Consider the following 17,996-nt stretch of genomic DNA (forward strand, 5'->3'; position numbering starts at 1 on the left):
CCACCGAATAACCGTCAACAGAAGGTAACTCCCCTTGCAACAACTACGTTTGAATTCGGGCGCTGATAAGCGTCTGCGCGGCGGCCATGTCTGGATTTACAGCAATGAAGTGAATACTCAGCTTACGCCACTGAAGCAGTTTACGCCGGGCGAGCAGGTGGTCGTGGAGAGCTCAGCAGGTAAGCCGCTCGGCTTAGCCTATGTTAATCCAAATTCGCTGATCTGTGGGCGTCTGGTGAGCCGTAGCGTGAAGATTCCGCTGGATCGTTCGCTCATCGTGCACCGTCTTAATATTGCCCTATCATTACGCGAGGCCTGTTTTGATAAGCCCTGTTACCGCCTAGTGTTTGGTGATAGCGATGGTCTGTCTGGTTTAGTGATCGACCGATTCTTCGATATCTTTGTGGTGCAGATCTCAACGGCGGGGATGGAGTTGTTTAAAGAGGATATCGTGGCAGCGTTAGAAAAGGTCTTTAAGCCACAGGGTATTCTCTTCCGTAATGATGGCAAAATGCGCCAGATGGAAGGGTTGGAGAGCTATTCTGAAGTAGCTTTTGGTGAAGTACCTGAATTGGTGCCTTTTGAAGAGAACGGCGTGTCATTTCTGGCGCCGGTACATAAAGGCCAGAAGACCGGCTGGTTTTATGACCACCGCTTAAACCGTGCGCGGATGCAGCAGCATGTTGAAGGCAAGCGGGTGTTAGATCTGTTCAGCTATATTGGTGGCTGGGGTGTACAGGCATTGGCAGCTGGCGCTGAGCACGTAACCTGCTTAGATGCCTCTGAGTTTGCTTTGGATATCGCCCAGGAAAATGCCCAGCTGAATGGTGGCGCAGAGCGTTTCACCAGCATTCAGGGTGATGCTTTCGATGGTTGTAAGATGTTGCTGGAGGAAGGTGAGAAGTTTGACGTGGTTGTGGTCGATCCACCGGCCTTTATTCAGCGCCGTAAAGATATTCGCAATGGTGAACAGGCGTATAAGCGGATCAATCAGTTGGCGATGCGGTTAGTGGCCAAAAACGGTGTCTTAGTGTCAGCCTCTTGCTCAATGCACCTGCAGCGTGAACGGCTGGTGGATATTATCCGTTCAGAAAGTCGCGCGTTGGATCGTCAAGCGCAGATCTTTGATCAAGGGCATCAAGGGGGAGATCATCCGGTCCACCCCGCGATTCCCGAAACGGATTACCTTAAATCCTATTTTGTCCGGTTGTTGCCGGTCACTTAAATCGATCTTGGGAAGTCATAGATGATGGAGTATAAATTACTCGGTGGTAGCGATCTTAATGTCAGCCGTATCTGTCTGGGGACGATGACCTTCGGCCAGCAAAACACTGAAGCAGAAGCGCATCAGCAGCTTGACTATGCCGTTGCCGAGGGGATTAACTTCTTTGATATGGCGGAGATGTATCCGGTGCCTCCTAATCCAGCCACGCAGGGGCGTACTGAAGAGTATGTTGGTAGCTGGATTAAGGCGCGGGGCAATCGTGAGGATATTATTCTGGCGACTAAGGTGAGTGGCCCTGCCGAAATGGCATCTCATATTCGGCCAAACCTATGCCTGAATCGAGCCAATATTCGACAGGCGGTTACCGATAGCCTGCAGCGGTTACAAACCGATTATATCGATCTGTATCAGGTGCATTGGCCTGAACGGGCAACTAACTTCTTTGGTCAGTTGAATTATCATCATCAACCGGAGCTAGACGGTATTCCGATACTTGAGACGCTCGAAGCGCTAAAAGAGTTGGTGGATGAAGGTTTGATCCGCTATGTCGGTTTATCTAATGAGGTGCCTTGGGGCGTGATGAAGTTCCTCAGTTATGCTGAGGCGCTGGGGTTGCCGCGGGTTGCTTCGGTACAGAACCCTTACAACTTGCTAAACCGCAAAGATGAAGTGGCCCTGAGTGAGGTGTTGCTACGGGAAAACGTAGACCTGATGGCGTATTCGCCTCTGGCGTTCGGGACCCTTAGTGGTAAATATCTAGATGGGAGTGCTGGGCCGAATGACCGTATTAATCAGTTCCCTCGGTTTGCTCGTTATTTTACTGATCGAGGACTGAAAGCGACCGCCGAGTATGTGTTGTTAGCGCGGGAGCATGGTATCGATCCGGCTCAGATGGCTCTGGCATTTGTTAACCGTCAACCATTTGTCGGCAGTAATGTTATTGGTGCGACAACCATGGAGCAGTTAGCCAGTAATATCCGTTCCATCGAGATAACGCTGTCGGTTGAGGTATTGGAAGGGATCGAGCGGATTAGTACCCAGTATTCCAATCCCTGTCCTTAGTCGATGCTGGTTTGATGATCAAATGCGCCTTTTAACGGCGCATTTTTTATATCTACTCAAAGCTTTAGGCCACGCGGCATTGTTTTAATTGATCATTGAGTGCCGCCATCACTTGACCTCGTTTAACCAACCCAACGAGCAGGCCGTTATCGACCACCGGATAGATTTTGGGTTTATTGCTGGCCATCATCTGGGCTAATTCCAAGACGGTGTTACTGGGTTTCACGGTCAGTGGTTCGTGCTGCATCATATCTTTGACGAGCACATGGCTATCGCAGTGGTAGCTGTCCCCCAGTAGGAAAGGGATACAATCGTGTTCTGATAGAAAACCGGTGAGGTGGTTGTGGGTATCGACCACGGGAAGTCCGATCATTTTACTGTTGATAAGCTGATCTACGGCCTGAGGCAGGGACATTGTTTCCTGCAGCGGTGTGACGTATTCCGCCATAATATCTCGAATTAGCATCATCGTCTTAATCTCCTCTGTTGCTTATACACAGTCTTGCAGCAAAACAATGATTTCACCAATTAGTACTGGCTATTTGATCGATAGTGGCAAGCTAGGGATATAAAAATGCTCCGGCCTTGTGGGGCGGAGCATGATGGGATATTAGCTGAGTACTGCAATCGCGATGGTTTACCGCAGGCTGATAATGGGCCAGCCTTTATCTTCGGCGGTTTGCTTCAGTAGTTCATCCGGGTCGACGGCGACGGGGTGGGTGACCCGTTCGAGTAATGGCTTATCGTTAATGGAATCACTATAGAAATAGCTGTCATCCATGGAGTGGCCGGTTTGCTCCAGCCAAGTGTTCAGGCGTTCCACTTTGCCTGCCTGAAAGCAGGGCGTGCCGGCTACTTTGCCGGTATAGCGACCATCAATCATCTCTGGCTCGGTGGCTAAGGTGTCGTCGACGCCGAGTGCGGTGGCAATGGGGCCGGTGACAAAACGGTTAGTGGCGGTAATGATTAACAGATAGTCACCCTGTTGCCGGTGCTTTTGCAGCAGTGTGGCGGCTTTATCCAGCATCATTGGGGCAACGGTAGTTTGCATAAACTCCTGATGCAGCTGTTCGAGGACTTCGGGTTCGTGCTCGCTAAGGGGCTTGAGGGCAAACTCCAGAAATTCGCCAATATCCAGCGTGCCGGCTTTATATTGTTGGTAGAAATAATCGTTTGCCTGACGGTAGGCTTCAGTATCGACAATGCCTTTCTTGCACAGGAACTCGCCCCAGGCGTGATCACTATCGCCGTTTAACAAAGTGTTATCTAGATCGAAAATCGCCAGGCTCAAGGTTGTCTCTCCATGTGTATATAAGGTCAGCTGAAAATGTAGCGCTTAGAATAGTGGCTCATGACAGAGCTGGCAATTATTAATCCCTGATTTTCTGGGTACGCTTAAGTTTGCTGAAAGACCTGAAGTTGTGGAACAATAGCGAAAAAGAATTTGTAAGGAATTCACCGTGATAGATTCAGATGGGTTCAGGCCGAATGTCGGTATCATTCTGGCGAACTCGATGGGTCAGGTGCTTTGGGCAAGACGTATAGGGCAAAATGCATGGCAGTTCCCCCAGGGGGGATTAACGTGGAAGAATCGCCGGAACAGGCGATGTATCGGGAACTTAAAGAGGAGATTGGGCTGTCACCTGAGGATGTAGAGGTGATCGCTGTTACCCGAGGCTGGCTTCGTTACCGGCTACCCAAACGAATGATAAGGCACCATTCCCATCCGGTTTGTGTAGGACAGAAACAAAAGTGGTTTTTATTGCGCATGTTGAGTGATGACAGCGCGGTAGTGATTGATTCAACAAACTCACCAGAGTTTGATGGCTGGCGTTGGGTGAGTTATTGGTATCCGCTCGGTCAGGTTGTGGCATTTAAGCGGGATGTGTATCGTAAAGCGATGCGCGAATTGTCACCTAAGTTGACACGGCTGGTTCTTGGGGGCTGGTATTTAAAGGAGTAAGCACTGCATGCTGGAAACGCTACGCAAAATTGTACAGGAGGTTAACGCCGCCGCCGATCTTGAGTCGGTGTTGGATGTTATTGTCCGTCGGGTGCAGCGTGCGATTCGTACAGATGTGTGTTCTATCTATCTCCTAGACCCGCAGCGTGAACGCTATGTTTTGATGGCGACCCAGGGGCTTAATCAGAAATCGGTAGGTCGGGTATCGCTCTCCGTTGAGGAGGGGGTTGTCGGGATGGTAGGTCAGCGTGCTGAGCCTATCAACCTCGAAGATGCTGCCGCCCATAGCGCGTTTACCTACCTTAAAGGCACCGGCGAGAAGAAGTTTCATGCTTTTCTTGGGGTGCCTATTATTCATCACCGAACCCTGTTGGGGGTTTTGGTTGTTCAGCAGAAGCTGATTCGCAAGTTTGATGAGTCTGAAGAAGCCTTTATGGTGACGATGTCGGCCCAGTTGGCTGGGGTGATCGCTCATGCTGAGGCGACCGGCTCGATTCTGCAGATTTCCGACCATACTAAAACCGAAGCTGACCGGAAGTTTGAAGGGGTGTCGGGTTGTGTCGGTGTTGCCATCGGGCCTGCGGTGGTTATGACGCCATTAGCCGATCTCGATGGTGTGCCGGATCGTAAGGTCGATGATATTAAGGGCGAAGTCGCCACGTTTAAACGTGCGCTGGCACAGGTGCGGCGGGATATTAAGCGGGTGGGTCGCAGTCTCGCCAAACGGCTACGTTCGGAAGAGCGGGAGCTATTCGATGTCTATATTCGTATGCTTGATGATAATGCCCTGGCCGGTGAGATTATTGCGCGCATCAAAGAGGGGAGCTGGGCACAGGGCGCGCTGAAGCAGGTTATTGGCGAGCATGTGAAACAGTTCTCGATGATGGATGACCCATACCTGCGTGAGCGGGCCACGGATATCAAAGATTTGGGTCGACGGATGCTGACCTTTTTGCAGGAGTCCGGTCCGGCGCTGTCGGAAATTGTCTTTCCAGAAAACACGATACTGGTGGCTGATGAGCTAACGCCGGCGATGCTGGGCGAGGTGCCAACAGAAAAGCTGGTGGGTTTGATCTCAGTACATGGCTCCGGTAACTCTCATGCGGCCATTCTCGCCCGCTCGATGGGCATCCCAACATTGATGGGGGTGGTCGACCTGCCCTATACCCGGGTGGAGGGACTGAAGGTTATTCTTGATGGTTATTCTGGTCGGGTGTTCGTTAATCCATCTGATGATCTGATTGAATGCTATCAAGAAGTTATTCGTGAAGAAGATGAGGTTAATGCCGGGCTAGAAGGGCTGAAAGAGCTGCCGGCCGAAACCACCGATGGTTATCGTATGCCCCTGTGGGTCAATACCGGTTTGATTGCCGATGTGGCCCGGGCACTTGATCGAGGCGCTGAGGGTATCGGCCTATACCGGACGGAAATTCCCTTTATGATTCGGGATTTCTTTCCCAGTGAGCAGGATCAGATGGAGACCTATCGCAAACAGCTGGAAGCTTTTGCGCCCCGTCCGGTCACGATGCGTACACTGGATATCGGTGGCGATAAGCCGCTATCCTATTTTCCGATCGAAGAAGATAATCCGTTCCTTGGCTGGCGAGGTATTCGGGTAACATTGGATCATCCTGAGATATTCCTCGTGCAAATTCGTGCCATGCTGCGTGCCGCCGAGGGTTTGGATAATTTGCGTATCATGTTGCCGATGGTGACCAGTGTGCGTGAAGTAGATGAATCGAAACGATTGATTGCCCAGGCCGTAGAAGGCTTGCGTGAAGAGGGGCACAATATCAGCCAGCCGTTGATCGGTGTGATGATTGAGGTGCCGGCGGCGGTGTATCAGGTGCGCCGGTTTGCGCGTCGGGTTGATTTTATTTCGGTGGGTTCGAACGACCTAACCCAGTATTTGCTAGCGGTTGATCGAAATAATCCGCGGGTCGCCGATCTCTATGTGCCTTATCATCCAGCGGTGTTGAAAGCGTTGCAGTTTATCGTGCTAGAAGCGCACAAAGAAAATGTGTCGGTGAGTATCTGTGGTGAAATGGCGGCCGATCCTGGCGGGGCTATTTTGCTGATGGCGATGGGCTACGATGTGCTGTCAATGAACGCCACTAACCTGCCGAAGGTAAAGTTTGCTCTACGGGGTATCAGCTTTGAGCGGGCTCGGGCTTTGCTTAATGAAATTATCGTGATGGGCGATGCCGATAAGATTCAAGTCGCCTTGCATAGTCGCCTGAAAGAGCTGGGACTCGGTCAGCTTACTCGGCCTGCGATCCCTGACTAAAGGCCCGTTACTCCGCCATCAAGGTTGTGGGGGCCATGAAACGAAAGGTATTACGCTCAGTTTTCCCTGCCGCATCATAATTCTGCTCGACGACTTCTGTGACGCCATTGTGTCTGATTAATATCGCGGTGGTGGCGCGGGTGCCATAATTCTCTGAACGAATAAAACTGGCTGAGAGGCGACGCTCTAGTGGCAAGGCTATACCGGTTTCTGGGAGTAATTCATCAGGATAGGTCGCAGGGTTCTGCATCAGTTTTATCAGCGTGTCGGCATCGAACTTGTCACTATCAATACTGTTTTTTAGGGCCTGTTTGGCGGTGACTAATTTTGGCCAAGGAGTGTCGAACACGGCGTTACTAATACCGTGAATTCCGCGCGGCACTGGTTGTAAGGAGGTGGCTCTATTCGAGAGATAGCAGAGCTGTTGTCCATCATCGATCAGTTGGTTGAAGCCATCGAAACGGTGCGGATCGGTAGCCTCAATAAAGGCGTTGCAGCTAAGGTCGCTGAGGAGGAACTGCAGCGGTAGATTTCCTCTGGAACTTTGGCCCTGTGGTTGACTCAAACCGTTGCGGTGATTGGTGAGAGCCGAGAAGCGTCCGTGACGAGTCAGCCCTAGCCATGTGCCACCTTGCTCTAAGTCTTGGCCGGCCAGTAACTCAGGTTGCTCCGGCCAGTATTGCATCGCTCGGGTCGGGCGGCTGTAAAACTCATCCCGATTGGCCGTTAGGATTAGTTTATAGTCCGGGTGATAATTATAAGCGAATAGGATTAGACACACAGCAGGCTCTCTCTTTTTAGCAGACAAGCGGCAATCATGACAAATATTACAGTGTATTGCTAAAGCGGATGAATCACGGTTTCATTTAAAACCAATATTTGTCATTTATCTATTGTAGGATGCGCCATGAACATGGTTTTATCCGGCAGATTCAGAATAAAGGAAGTCAGTTTTAATGTGGGTGCATGATATTGATCCAATTGCGGTGGCGTTAGGGCCATTAAAAATTCACTGGTATGGGCTGATGTATCTGGTGGGCTTTGCCTCGGCCTGGTATCTCGGTGGTAAACGTGCACGTCGTCCCGGCTCTGGTTGGACCGAAGAGCAGATTTCCGATCTAATTTTCTGGGGTGCAATTGGCGTAGTCCTCGGTGGCCGCTTTGGTTATGTAGTGTTTTATAACTTCGATCAGTTCCTTGACGATCCACTCTGGTTATTTGCGGTCTGGGAAGGCGGCATGTCATTCCATGGTGGTTTGTTGGGGGTGATTGCGGCGATTGGTTATTTCTCCCATAAATATAAGAAGAGCTACTTTGATATCGGTGACTTTGTTGCGCCGTTGATTCCCATTGGCTTGGGTGCCGGACGTATCGGTAACTTTATCGGTGGTGAGTTATGGGGGCGGCCGACCGATCAAAGCTGGGGGGTTATTTTCCCCCGTGCCGGTGATGCGCTAGCCCGCCACCCTTCGCAGCTGTATGAGTTTGCCCTAGAGGGCGTGGTGTTGTTTACGGTGCTTTGGTTCTATTCTGCTAAGCCTCGGCCCAAGATGGCGGTCTCTGGCATGTTCTTGCTCTGTTATGGTCTGTTTCGTTCGAGCGTTGAGTTCTTCCGCCAGCCGGATGTTCAGCTGGGCTATGTGGCGCTGGACTGGCTGACGATGGGGCAGTTGTTGTCGCTACCGATGATTGTTTTAGGGGCCGTGCTGGTGCTCTGGGCTTATAAGCGAGACGGCGCAACCCAGGTAGGTTAGTACGCTCGATGAGTGATTAGGGTGCCATTCGGGTTAGAGCGAGTTTAAGTAACGCGGCAACCGACATGGCGTCCGTGATCTCGCCATCGACGGCCATGCGGATGGCCTCTGCTGTAGGGAGTTTCAGCAGTTCAATGTCTTCAGTATCTTCGAGCTGTTGTGCGCCCTGGCTAAGTTGGCTTGCCACAAAGATATAGGCAACTTCATCGGTCACCGAGTTTGATGTCCTCAGCTCCATAAAGGGCTGCCAATGAGCGGCGCTTAAGCCGGTCTCTTCGCGAAGTTCTCGCTTGGCTGCATCCAGTGGTGGTTCATCGAGTGATGCGCCGCCCTCTGGAATCTCAATGGTGGTTTCATTGTTGGGGTAGCGGCTCTGTTTGACTAGGCAGATCTGGTCGTCATCATCAATGGCGATAATGCCAATCGCTCTGGATTTAAAATGTACAACGCCATAGATTCCCTCTGTGCCATTGGGGCGGATTACCTCTTCATGACGCACCTGAATCCAAGGGTTGTCATAGGCAATCGTTTGGCTCTTCTGTTGCCAGCCACCAATTTTCAGTTTCGTCATTCGGTTATCTGCTGTGTGTGAGTGGCGGTGCCAATAATCGCTTATACGGAAAAAGGATACTGAATGGGGTCGTGATACTGGTAGCCTTCGATTTCGAAGTCATCGGTGCTAACCCAGGTTTCCAAATCTTCCAGTGTCTTGATATCCGGATTGATCTTAAAGGTGGGCAGTGGCAGAGGTTTACGTGTTAACTGTACATCACGCATCAACTCGAGCTGATCTTCATAAATATGTGCATTAACAATCTTATGGTAAGCCTTGCCCGGTTTTTTTCCGGTAATCTGGGCGATAATGGCCAGCAGAAAATAGACCTGAACCATGTTGAAGGTCAGACCAAGCGGCACATCACAGCTGCGCTGCGTGCTGTTGAGATAGAGTGTATCCCCTAGCAGTGAAAAATGGTGGCTATACATGCAGGGGCGTAGGCAGCCCATGTGAAATGCACCGGGGTGATAAAAAGTGTAAATCTCCCCGCGATCATCGATGCCCTGTGTCAGGTCGTCGACGATTTTGCGCAGCAGGTCGATGCTGCCACCGTCGGGCTTGGGGAAGTTTCTGCCGACTTTACCGTAGATAAAACCACAGTCATCGGTGCCTTTACGGTAGGGGTTGGCAAGCCAAGATGCGTTATCATTGGCGTTGGCATCCCACGTCTTAGTGCCAAGTTGGCGGAACTGTGCCGCATTGTCGTAACCGCGCAGATAGCCGAGCATTTCAGCAATAGCGGATTTATAGAAACTTTTCCGAGTTGTCACCAGCGGGAATTCACCGGCGGAGACATCGTAGGTCAGATCTGCGTTAATGACGGTCAGGCAGCGTTTTCCGGTGCGTTCATTTTCCACCCAGATGCCTTCGTTGATGAGTCTTTGGCAAAGATCAAGATATTGTCTCATTGGTTTGTACTTGACACCTGTGGTTAAATTCAGCAAACGATGTTACCAAACAGTCAGTAGCAAGTCATCGATACCAGCATTAGTTCGAGTATTAGTAAGGAGAGTTTATGAACCTGGCGATCATTGTGGCCCAGGCAGAAAATCGGGTGATCGGAATTAACAACAATCTACCCTGGCATCTGCCGGAGGATCTGCGCTATTTCAAGCGGGTCACGATGGGTAAGCCGATTATCATGGGGCGCAAAACGTTTGAATCGATCGGCCGACCATTGCCTGGGCGTACCAATATTGTGGTTAGCCGGGATACGGCCTATCAGCCTGAAAATGTAAAGGTGGTACACAGCCTTGAAGCGGCGAAAGCGCTAGCTGAGAGCATTTGTATGGTGAATGGTTGTGATGAGGCGATGGTGATTGGCGGGGCGCAGATTTATGAGCAGGCGCTGCCCTTAGCGGATCGACTGTATCTCACGCAGGTTCATGCTGAGGTGAAGGGTGATGCTTTTTTTCCGGCATTTCATCCCGGTGATTGGGCTGAAATAGGGCGTGAGGACTTTCTTGCGGCAGAGCATAACCCCTATGATTACAGTTTCATTGTTCTCAAACGGATTTCTTAAAGGATATCGCGATGATTGAGCCACTGTTGTCGGTGTTGGCCGATGGTAAGTTTCATTCAGGCCAGGCGCTGGGGGCGACGCTCGGCGTGAGTCGCAGTGCAATATGGAAGCAGATAAAAGGTATTGAAGAGACAGGTATCGAAGTCTTTAGTGTTAAAGGGCGAGGTTATCGGATTCCCGGAGGGCTCGACCTGCTCGACCAGACGGTGATTGAGGCAGCCCTAGAACCGGTGGTAAGTCAGCAGCTTAAGCTGATCGATATGAATCTAATTATTCCCTCGACGAATGCCAAGGCGATGGAAGCCGTTTATCGAGATGGTCATGGTTCTCTGTATCTTGCTGAACGACAAACCGCCGGGCGGGGGCGTCGCGGCCGAAATTGGGCCAGTCCATTTGCCAGTAATATCTATTTCTCCCTAACATGGCAGTTTAGTAATGGTGCAGCAGCCCTCGAAGGGCTCAGTTTGGCGGTGGGTGTTGCACTGATTCGAGGGTTGAAGCGGATAGGTGTCGAGGAGGTGTCGGTTAAATGGCCGAACGATCTGTTATGGCGCGGGCGCAAACTGGCCGGTGTGCTGTTAGAGATGAGCGGTGACGCCGCTGGTGATTGCTTTGTGGTAATTGGGGTAGGTATTAATGTCAATATGCCGGAGCTGGCTGCCGAGGTGATTGACCAGCCTTGGATTGATTTGCAGCAGATCCTCGGCGAAGCGCCATCGCGTAATCATTTATTGGCGGAACTGATTAATGAGTTAGTGCCGGTGCTAGAGCAGTTCTCGCAGCAAGGCTTTGCTGCCTTTAAAGATGAATGGCAGGCGGTTAACGCTCATCATAATCAGGTCGTTAGTCTGAACCTTGGCAATCGCCAGGCGTTAGGTATTTGTCGAGGTGTTGATCAAAACGGCGCATTACTGTTGGAAATGGATGGTGAGTTGCAGGCATATCATGGTGGCGAAGTGAGTGTGCGGCTAGCATGAGTGTGTTAGATCTGGATGCAGGTAATACCTTTATTAAATGGCGTCTTGCCGGTTCTGCGTGTCGTGGACGGTTGCGTCATAGTGAGTTGGCGCAGGGTGAATGGCCCGAGGCTGTCAGTCGAGTAAGGATCGCGTCGGTTGCTGGTGAGCAGGTTAATCAAGCGTTGCATGATTTTGTTATGCAGCAATGGCATCTGTCACCGGAGTTTGCGGTTACTGAAGCAGCAGCCTGTGGAGTGCGAAATAGCTATAGCGATCCGTCACGGATGGGGGTGGATCGTTGGTTGGCAATGTTGAGTGCCTGGCATCAGGCACAGCAGGCTTGTTGGGTGGTGGATTGCGGTAGCGCCATTACAGTGGAACAGTTGGATCATAGTGGTCAGCATCTAGGGGGCTATATTATTCCGGGTATGCAGTTGATGGGGCGTAATCTATTGAGTAATACAGCAGAGATTTTTGTTGATCACTCGATCGAAGGGTTTAATGCTGCGCCGGGCACTAATACCTCGGAGGCAGTGCAGCATGGCCTGAATCTACTATTGGCATCTTTGGCTGAGAAAGTGATGCGCAGCGCAGCAGGGCAGCCGGTTTATGTTACCGGTGGTGACGGTGCGCTGTTTTGTTCGTTGGTGGATGGGGCGGTGTTATGTCCCGATCTGGTCTTGGATGGTTTGCCGTTAGCGTTGGGGGCATAGCGGTGCGCTGGTGTTTTCTGATTTTATTGCTCATTAATGGCGCTTACCTTGGCTGGCAGATGCAGCAGCCTGAACGTCATAAAGCGGTATCACCGGCGAATGTTACTTCGCTGCGCCTGTTGAGTGAAGAGGATCGCTCTTTATTACTACCCCGTCGAGTGTCTACTGCGACAGAGAATCAGCCAGCTGAGGCTTGGTGTCAGGTGGTTAGGGGTATAGAGGTTGAAGCGGTTGCCTATCAGTGGCAAGAGCGGCTGGAGCGGTTAGGTTTGACGGCGTTAGTGGCGCCAGCGGATATTGAGCAGGTTCAGGGTTATGAGTTGACACTCGATCAGCCTATCGAGGCTAATGTTCAGCGAGTACTGGAAGCGCGCTTGGTGGCACAGGGGTTGGGGGTAGAAACGGTCAGGCTTGGGTCCCGATGGGTCTATATTGTTGGTCGTTACCCGACGCGTGAGACGCTAAATGAGGCGCGTGATGGGTTACTTGGAGTGTTTCAGTTGGGCGAATATCAGGTTGTCAGCCAGATACGTCAATATGAGGTTTGGATCGAGGCCGATGGTTCATCAGAAACAAGCAATAAAATCAAAGAGGTAGACGATTTTTTTGATTCTTCAATAAAAATCGAAAAAAAATTATGTAAAGGGGTTGCAAGCACAGGGGTGCGTGATTAATATATGCGCCACTTCACAGCCGATGCCGGTATAGCTCAGCTGGTAGAGCAACTGACTTGTAATCAGTAGGTCCCGAGTTCGACTCTTGGTGCCGGCACCATTTTTAGCGGTGAAGTATTGGTAGGGTGGGGTTCCCGAGTGGCCAAAGGGATCAGACTGTAAATCTGACGCGCGAGCTTCGGTGGTTCGAATCCACCCCCCACCACCAATAGCTGTTAGGCGGGTATGGTACAATGGTAGAACCTCAGCCTTCCAAGCTGATGATGCGGGTTCGATTCCCGCTACCCGCTCCAGTTAGATGTGCTCATGTGGCTCAGGGGTAGAGCACACCCTTGGTAAGGGTGAGGTCGGCGGTTCAAATCCGCCCATGAGCTCCATTATTTTCATAGGGTAGATATAGCGATATGTCTGCCCTTTGTTGTATGTGGCAACGTGGTTAATCACACTTACTTTACTCAAGGTAAATGGCAATGGCTAAAGAACAATTTGAACGTAATAAACCGCACGTTAACGTTGGTACAATCGGCCACGTTGACCACGGTAAAACAACTCTGACGGCAGCACTGACCCGTGTATGTGCAGAAGTTTTCGGTGGTAAAGCTGTTGCATTCGACGGTATCGATAATGCTCCAGAAGAGCGTGAGCGTGGTATCACTATCGCGACTTCTCACGTTGAGTATGACTCTACTATTCGTCACTATGCACACGTAGACTGCCCAGGACACGCCGATTATGTTAAAAACATGATCACCGGTGCTGCTCAGATGGACGGTGCTATTCTGGTTTGTGGTGCGACTGATGGCCCTATGCCTCAGACTCGTGAGCACATCCTGCTGTCTCGTCAGGTTGGTGTACCTTACATCATCGTATTCCTGAACAAAGCAGACTTGCTGGCTGAAGATTGCGGCGGCGTTGATTCTGAAGAATACGCTGAAATGCTGGAACTGGTTGAGATGGAGCTGCGTGAGCTGCTTGATACTTACGACTTCCCAGGTGATGACACACCAATCATTGCAGGTTCTGCACTGATGGCGCTGAACGGCGAAGATGACAACGAGCTGGGTACAACTGCTGTACGTAAGCTGGTTGAAGCGCTGGATTCTTACATTCCAGAGCCAGAGCGTGCTATCGATCAGCCATTCCTGATGCCTATCGAGGACGTATTCTCAATCTCTGGTCGTGGTACTGTAGTAACAGGCCGTGTTGAGCGTGGTATCGTTAAGACAGGTGAAGAGATTCAAATCATCGGTATTCGCGAAACGCAAACAACTACCTGTACTGGTGTTGAGATGTTCCGTAAGCTGCTTGACGAAGGTCGTGCAGGTGAGAACATCGGTGCGCTGCTGCGAGGTACTAAACGTGATGACGTAGAGCGTGGTCAAGTACTGGCTAAGCCAGGTACTATCACTCCTCACACTCGTTTCGAAGGTGAAGTATACGTACTGTCAAAAGATGAAGGCGGTCGTCACACACCATTCTTCAAAGGTTACCGTCCACAGTTCTACTTCCGTACAACTGATATCACCGGTGCTTGCGAACTTCCAGAAGGCGTTGAAATGGTAATGCCAGGCGATAACATCAAAATGGATGTTACCCTGATCAACCCAATCGCAATGGAAGAAGGTCTGCGTTTTGCGATCCGTGAAGGCGGTCGTACTGTTGGCGCAGGCGTTGTAGCAAAAATCATTGAGTAATCTTTGATTTAATAGCAACTTAACGGTTGCTTCCTAGTAGGGGTGCGTGTAATATACGCGTCCCTAGTTAGTACTAGGCCAGTGGCTCAATTGGCAGAGCAGCGGTCTCCAAAACCGCAGGTTGGGGGTTCGAGTCCCTCCTGGCCTGCCAACTCTAATCTGAGTTGGTGTCTAACAAGTTCATAGCAAATTATCGATAACCGAGGCCCATCGTGAATTCTAAAGTGTCTTCCGAAGGTTCAAAGCTGGATGGCCTGAAATGGGTCGTAGTGGTAGCCATTGTTGCTGCCGGCGTAGTAGGTAACTCTGTCTATTCTGAAGAGTCTCTGCTGTATCGCGTAATTGCATTATTGGTTCTTGCTGGTGTTGCAGGCTTTGTTGCGCTGCAAACCGCTAAAGGATTGGCTTTCTTTACATTGTTTAAAGAAGCGCGATCTGAAATTCGCAAAGTCGTATGGCCCACTCGTCAGGAAACAATGCAGACTACTCTGATTGTAACTGTTGTTGTGTTGGTTGTAGGTTTGCTTTTGTGGGGTCTTGACTCATTGCTGAGTCTTGGCGTCTCGACTGTAATCGGATAAGAGGAAAGAGGCATGGCTATGCGATGGTATGTTGTACATGCGTACTCCGGTTACGAGAAACGTGTGATGAATTCTCTGAAGGAACGTGTCGAGCTGCATAAGATGCAGGAAGGTTTCGGCGATATTCTTGTTCCAACAGAAGAAGTTGTTGAGATCCGTGAAGGTAAAAAACGCAAGTCTGAGCGTAAGTTCTATCCTGGCTATGTATTAGTGCAGATGGAGATGAATGACGACACTTGGCACTTAGTTAAAGATACGCCGCGTGTGCTTGGGTTTATTGGTGGTACGGCTGATAAGCCAGCCCCGATTACCGAGAAAGAAGCGCAGGCTATTTTGCAACGTGTCGAAAGTGGTGTTGATCAGCCGCGTCCTAAGACCCTGTTTGAGCCGGGTGAAATGGTTCGGGTGGTTGACGGTCCGTTCGCAGACTTTAATGGTGTAGTTGAAGAAGTAAACTACGAGAAGAACAGGCTGCATGTTGCAGTATTGATCTTCGGGCGTTCGACTCCGGTCGAATTGGAGTTTGGTCAGGTCGAAAAAGCCTGACAATAGAATTTTAGGAACTAACCTCGGTGCTTGAATGAGTGCTGGGGTTTTTCCGTCTTTAAAACCGGGGAGCCGTAAGGCGTTACTACCCACCAGGAGTGAATCATGGCTAAGAAAATCCAGGCTTATATTAAGCTGCAGGTTGCTGCCGGTCAGGCGAACCCAAGTCCACCAGTAGGTCCAGCGCTGGGTCAGCATGGTGTTAACATCATGGAATTCTGTAAAGCGTTTAACGCTGCTACTCAGGGTATCGAAGCGGGTCTGCCGACTCCTGTTGTTATCACTGTATATGCGGATCGTAGCTTTACCTTCATCACTAAGACTCCGCCTGCTGCAGTGCTGCTGCTGAAAGCGGCTGGTCTGAAGAGCGGTTCTGGTCGTCCTAACACTGAGAAAGTGGGTTCTGTTACTCGCGCTCAGTTGGAAGAAATTGCAACGACTAAAATGGCTGACTTGACTGCTTCTGATATGGATGCGGCTGTTCGCACCATCGCTGGTAGCGCACGTAGCATGGGTCTTATCGTGGAAGGAGTTGAGTGATGGCTAAGCTGACTAAACGCCAAAAGGCGATTGCTGAAAAAGTTCAGCCAGGTAAGCAGTACACTGTATCTGATGCGGTTGCGCTGTTGAATGAACTATCTACTGTAGGCTTTAAAGAGTCTGTTGATGTAGCTGTTAACCTGGGTGTTGATCCTCGTAAATCTGACCAGAACGTTCGTGGTTCTAGCGTATTGCCAAGCGGTACTGGTAAAGATGTTCGCGTTGCTGTATTTGCTCAGGGTGAAAACGCTGAGAAAGCTAAAGCAGCTGGCGCTGATGTTGTTGGTTTCGATGATCTGGCTGAACAGATTAAAGGTGGCGACCTGAACTTTGACGTTGTTATCGCAACTCCGGATGCGATGCGTGTTGTTGGTCAGTTAGGTCAAATCTTGGGCCCACGTGGTCTGATGCCTAACCCTAAGGTTGGTACTGTTACACCTGACGTTGTTACTGCGGTAAATAATGCTAAGGCTGGTCAAGTACGTTTCCGTACTGACAAAAACGGTATTATCCACGCAGGTGTTGGTAAAGTTGGCTTCGAAGTTGACGCTATCGCCGCTAACCTTGATGCATTGTTAGGTGAGCTGAAAAAGCTGAAGCCTTCTTCTGCTAAAGGCGTGTACCTGAAGAAAATTACCCTGTCCACCACTATGGGGCCAGGTCTGGTAATCGATCAGAGCTCTTTGGGCGCTTAATCGATTTTCAGAAAAAATTGAGGGTCTCTGCAGTCTAGCTGCAGAGGTCGTCAAAGACCGCAGGTGAGAATGGCGCACGTAGTCAAACTCTTAATCTACCAGCCTGCGCAGACGGTGTGATCCCCTTAACAGGATCAATTCAACCACCGTACTCGGCGCTTCAGTGGTTTATCGCTGAAGTGATTGGTAAACAGTCGATAAGACTAAATCCAGGAGTAAATCGTGGCATTAGGACTCGAAGATAAAAAAGCGATTGTCGCTGAAGTCCAGGAAGCTGCTAAAGGCGCTCTTTCTGCTGTAGTTGCAGATTCTCGCGGTGTAACCGTTGAGAAGATGACTGAACTGCGCAAGCAGGCACGTGAAGCGGGAGTATGGCTGCGTGTCGTACGTAATACGCTTGCACGTCGTGCAGTAGAAGGCTCTGATTTCGAATGTATCTCTGATGCGTTCGTAGGTCCAACCCTGATTGCATTCTCTAACGAGCACCCAGGTGCTGGCGCGCGAATTCTGAAAGATTTCGCCAAGGGAAATGACAAGCTTGAGTTGAAGACCGCTGCTTTCGAAGGACAGGTCGTAGAAATCTCTGTGTTGGCTTCACTGCCTACATACGACGAAGCGATCGCCAAGCTGATGGGCTGCATGAAAGAAGCAGCAGCAGGCAAGCTGGTCCGTACTATTGCGGCTGTTCGCGAACAGAAAGAAGAAGCTGCTGCTTAATTTTAAAAGCGGCTTAAGTAACGAGTTTAAGAGCCTCAGGCTCGAATATTTAGGAATTGAACCATGTCTCTATCTAAAGAAGATATCTTGAACGCAATCGCTGAAATGTCTGTAATGGACGTTGTTGAGCTGGTTGAAGCAATGGAAGAAAAATTCGGTGTTTCTGCTGCTGCTGTTGCAGTTGCCGGCGCTGCTGGCGGTGACGCTGGTGCAGCTGCTGAAGAACAAACTGAATTTGACGTTGTTCTGGCCGCTGTTGGCGACAAGAAAGTAAACGTAATCAAAGCTGTTCGTGCAGCAACTGGCCTGGGCTTGAAAGAAGCTAAAGGTATGGTTGACGGCGCGCCTGCTACCGTTAAAGAAGGCGTTAGCAAGGATGAAGCTGAAGAGCTTAAGAAAGCTCTGGAAGAAGCTGGCGCAACTGTTGAAGTTAAGTAAGCAGCGCTATGCTTCGTATCAGACTATTTGATAGCTGATACATCTACGGCTGGTGGCAAAGTGCCACCGG

At 50.3% G+C, this 17,996-nt stretch carries 20 protein-coding genes, 5 tRNA genes and 1 pseudogene; 21 read left to right on the forward strand and 5 right to left on the reverse strand.

All coding sequences use genetic code 11. The features are described 5' to 3' along the window. Positions 1-34: 34 nt before the first annotated feature. Together AC0L4K_RS20500 and AC0L4K_RS20505 are read left to right on the forward strand one after the other, a co-directional pair. Entirely contained in the window at positions 35-1,225 is a 1,191-nt protein-coding gene (locus AC0L4K_RS20500; RefSeq protein ID WP_417226985.1) for a class I SAM-dependent rRNA methyltransferase, read from the forward strand. A 24-nt stretch (positions 1,226-1,249) separates the two neighbouring features. Then, positions 1,250-2,287 carry an NADP(H)-dependent aldo-keto reductase gene (locus tag AC0L4K_RS20505; protein WP_473269256.1) on the forward strand — a complete coding sequence of 346 codons (1,038 nt, stop codon included), beginning with the start codon at positions 1,250-1,252 and terminating at the stop codon, positions 2,285-2,287. Between the two features lie 64 nt (positions 2,288-2,351). Here AC0L4K_RS20505 and AC0L4K_RS20510 read toward each other — a convergent pair whose 3' ends face one another. Continuing rightward, positions 2,352-2,756, reverse strand: coding sequence for a CBS domain-containing protein (locus AC0L4K_RS20510; RefSeq protein WP_417226983.1), 405 nt, complete (start codon positions 2,754-2,756; stop codon positions 2,352-2,354). Positions 2,757-2,924: 168 nt separating this feature from the next. Next, complete coding sequence (locus tag AC0L4K_RS20515) at positions 2,925-3,578, reverse strand: histidinol-phosphatase (protein ID WP_417226981.1); 654 nt, start codon at positions 3,576-3,578, stop codon at positions 2,925-2,927. Positions 3,579-3,747: 169 nt separating this feature from the next. Here AC0L4K_RS20515 and AC0L4K_RS20520 point away from each other — a divergent pair. After that, a pseudogene (locus AC0L4K_RS20520) lies at positions 3,748-4,250 on the forward strand (RNA pyrophosphohydrolase). 7 nt (positions 4,251-4,257) lie between these two features. Beyond that, positions 4,258-6,537 carry a phosphoenolpyruvate--protein phosphotransferase gene (gene ptsP, locus AC0L4K_RS20525; RefSeq protein ID WP_473267717.1) on the forward strand — a complete coding sequence of 760 codons (2,280 nt, stop codon included), beginning with the start codon at positions 4,258-4,260 and terminating at the stop codon, positions 6,535-6,537. Positions 6,538-6,544: 7 nt separating this feature from the next. Here ptsP and AC0L4K_RS20530 read toward each other — a convergent pair whose 3' ends face one another. Further along, positions 6,545-7,318: an NRDE family protein gene (locus AC0L4K_RS20530; RefSeq protein ID WP_473267718.1), complete on the reverse strand. Its 774-nt coding sequence runs from the start codon at positions 7,316-7,318 to the stop codon at positions 6,545-6,547. A gap of 175 nt (positions 7,319-7,493) precedes the next feature. Here AC0L4K_RS20530 and lgt point away from each other — a divergent pair, with 175 nt between their 5' ends. After that, positions 7,494-8,291, forward strand: coding sequence for a prolipoprotein diacylglyceryl transferase (lgt, locus tag AC0L4K_RS20535; RefSeq protein ID WP_473267719.1), 798 nt, complete (start codon positions 7,494-7,496; stop codon positions 8,289-8,291). Between the two features lie 16 nt (positions 8,292-8,307). Here the strand turns inward: lgt and AC0L4K_RS20540 are convergent, their stop codons facing one another. Then, positions 8,308-8,862, reverse strand: coding sequence for an NUDIX domain-containing protein (locus AC0L4K_RS20540; RefSeq protein WP_417226973.1), 555 nt, complete (start codon positions 8,860-8,862; stop codon positions 8,308-8,310). 41 nt (positions 8,863-8,903) lie between these two features. Continuing rightward, positions 8,904-9,755 (reverse strand): thymidylate synthase, encoded by an 852-nt coding sequence (locus AC0L4K_RS20545; protein ID WP_473267720.1) that lies wholly within the window; start codon positions 9,753-9,755, stop codon positions 8,904-8,906. A gap of 107 nt (positions 9,756-9,862) precedes the next feature. On the opposite strand from AC0L4K_RS20545, the gene folA reads away from it, so the two are divergent. The 16 genes from folA to rplL all read left to right on the forward strand — a co-directional run bounded on the left by folA (position 9,863) and on the right by rplL (position 17,926). Beyond that, entirely contained in the window at positions 9,863-10,369 is a 507-nt protein-coding gene (gene folA / locus AC0L4K_RS20550) for a type 3 dihydrofolate reductase (protein ID WP_473267721.1), read from the forward strand. Positions 10,370-10,380: 11 nt separating this feature from the next. Beyond that, positions 10,381-11,346: a bifunctional biotin--[acetyl-CoA-carboxylase] ligase/biotin operon repressor BirA gene (gene birA, locus AC0L4K_RS20555; protein WP_417226967.1), complete on the forward strand. Its 966-nt coding sequence runs from the start codon at positions 10,381-10,383 to the stop codon at positions 11,344-11,346. After that, positions 11,343-12,041 (forward strand): type III pantothenate kinase, encoded by a 699-nt coding sequence (locus AC0L4K_RS20560; RefSeq protein ID WP_417226965.1) that lies wholly within the window; start codon positions 11,343-11,345, stop codon positions 12,039-12,041. Before birA ends, AC0L4K_RS20560 begins: the two co-directional genes overlap by 4 nt. After that, positions 11,993-12,715 (forward strand): hypothetical protein, encoded by a 723-nt coding sequence (locus tag AC0L4K_RS20565; protein ID WP_417226963.1) that lies wholly within the window; start codon positions 11,993-11,995, stop codon positions 12,713-12,715. The genes AC0L4K_RS20560 and AC0L4K_RS20565 overlap by 49 nt, the downstream gene beginning before the upstream one ends. A gap of 24 nt (positions 12,716-12,739) precedes the next feature. Continuing rightward, positions 12,740-12,815 (forward strand) — tRNA-Thr (locus tag AC0L4K_RS20570). A gap of 24 nt (positions 12,816-12,839) precedes the next feature. After that, a tRNA-Tyr gene (locus AC0L4K_RS20575) sits at positions 12,840-12,923 on the forward strand. Positions 12,924-12,934: 11 nt separating this feature from the next. Then, positions 12,935-13,008, forward strand: a tRNA-Gly gene (locus AC0L4K_RS20580). Positions 13,009-13,017: 9 nt separating this feature from the next. Beyond that, positions 13,018-13,092 (forward strand) — tRNA-Thr (locus tag AC0L4K_RS20585). Positions 13,093-13,185: 93 nt separating this feature from the next. Continuing rightward, the gene (gene tuf, locus AC0L4K_RS20590) at positions 13,186-14,409 is read left to right on the forward strand and encodes an elongation factor Tu (protein ID WP_473267722.1); all 1,224 of its coding nucleotides are present in this window, start codon (positions 13,186-13,188) and stop codon (positions 14,407-14,409) included. Positions 14,410-14,484: 75 nt separating this feature from the next. Then, positions 14,485-14,560, forward strand: a tRNA-Trp gene (locus AC0L4K_RS20595). 61 nt (positions 14,561-14,621) lie between these two features. Next, positions 14,622-14,990 (forward strand): preprotein translocase subunit SecE, encoded by a 369-nt coding sequence (gene secE, locus AC0L4K_RS20600; RefSeq protein WP_473267723.1) that lies wholly within the window; start codon positions 14,622-14,624, stop codon positions 14,988-14,990. Between the two features lie 12 nt (positions 14,991-15,002). Continuing rightward, positions 15,003-15,536: a transcription termination/antitermination protein NusG gene (nusG, locus tag AC0L4K_RS20605; protein ID WP_473267724.1), complete on the forward strand. Its 534-nt coding sequence runs from the start codon at positions 15,003-15,005 to the stop codon at positions 15,534-15,536. Positions 15,537-15,641: 105 nt separating this feature from the next. Continuing rightward, positions 15,642-16,076: a 50S ribosomal protein L11 gene (gene rplK / locus AC0L4K_RS20610; RefSeq protein WP_473267725.1), complete on the forward strand. Its 435-nt coding sequence runs from the start codon at positions 15,642-15,644 to the stop codon at positions 16,074-16,076. After that, positions 16,076-16,771 carry a 50S ribosomal protein L1 gene (rplA, locus tag AC0L4K_RS20615; protein WP_473267726.1) on the forward strand — a complete coding sequence of 232 codons (696 nt, stop codon included), beginning with the start codon at positions 16,076-16,078 and terminating at the stop codon, positions 16,769-16,771. Before rplK ends, rplA begins: the two co-directional genes overlap by 1 nt. Positions 16,772-16,993: 222 nt before the next feature. Beyond that, a complete protein-coding gene (rplJ, locus tag AC0L4K_RS20620) occupies positions 16,994-17,488 on the forward strand; it encodes a 50S ribosomal protein L10 (RefSeq protein ID WP_473267727.1) in 495 nt (164 codons plus the stop codon). Between the two features lie 63 nt (positions 17,489-17,551). Then, positions 17,552-17,926: a 50S ribosomal protein L7/L12 gene (gene rplL, locus AC0L4K_RS20625; RefSeq protein WP_303581937.1), complete on the forward strand. Its 375-nt coding sequence runs from the start codon at positions 17,552-17,554 to the stop codon at positions 17,924-17,926. Positions 17,927-17,996: the final 70 nt, after the last annotated feature.

The organism is Amphritea sp. GJ51-11 (assembly GCF_055808735.1).

Coding starts and splice junctions, on each gene's coding strand:
- AC0L4K_RS20505 (WP_473269256.1), top strand. CDS start 1,250: ATGGAGTATAAATTACTCGGTGGTAGCGATCTTAATGTCAGCCGTATC.
- AC0L4K_RS20510 (WP_417226983.1), bottom strand. CDS start 2,756: ATGATGCTAATTCGAGATATTATGGCGGAATACGTCACACCGCTGCAG.
- ptsP (WP_473267717.1), top strand. CDS start 4,258: ATGCTGGAAACGCTACGCAAAATTGTACAGGAGGTTAACGCCGCCGCC.
- lgt (WP_473267719.1), top strand. CDS start 7,494: ATGTGGGTGCATGATATTGATCCAATTGCGGTGGCGTTAGGGCCATTA.
- AC0L4K_RS20540 (WP_417226973.1), bottom strand. CDS start 8,862: ATGACGAAACTGAAAATTGGTGGCTGGCAACAGAAGAGCCAAACGATT.
- AC0L4K_RS20545 (WP_473267720.1), bottom strand. CDS start 9,755: ATGAGACAATATCTTGATCTTTGCCAAAGACTCATCAACGAAGGCATC.
- folA (WP_473267721.1), top strand. CDS start 9,863: ATGAACCTGGCGATCATTGTGGCCCAGGCAGAAAATCGGGTGATCGGA.
- birA (WP_417226967.1), top strand. CDS start 10,381: ATGATTGAGCCACTGTTGTCGGTGTTGGCCGATGGTAAGTTTCATTCA.
- AC0L4K_RS20560 (WP_417226965.1), top strand. CDS start 11,343: ATGAGTGTGTTAGATCTGGATGCAGGTAATACCTTTATTAAATGGCGT.
- AC0L4K_RS20565 (WP_417226963.1), top strand. CDS start 11,993: ATGTCCCGATCTGGTCTTGGATGGTTTGCCGTTAGCGTTGGGGGCATA.
- tuf (WP_473267722.1), top strand. CDS start 13,186: ATGGCTAAAGAACAATTTGAACGTAATAAACCGCACGTTAACGTTGGT.
- nusG (WP_473267724.1), top strand. CDS start 15,003: ATGGCTATGCGATGGTATGTTGTACATGCGTACTCCGGTTACGAGAAA.
- rplK (WP_473267725.1), top strand. CDS start 15,642: ATGGCTAAGAAAATCCAGGCTTATATTAAGCTGCAGGTTGCTGCCGGT.
- rplA (WP_473267726.1), top strand. CDS start 16,076: ATGGCTAAGCTGACTAAACGCCAAAAGGCGATTGCTGAAAAAGTTCAG.
- rplL (WP_303581937.1), top strand. CDS start 17,552: ATGTCTCTATCTAAAGAAGATATCTTGAACGCAATCGCTGAAATGTCT.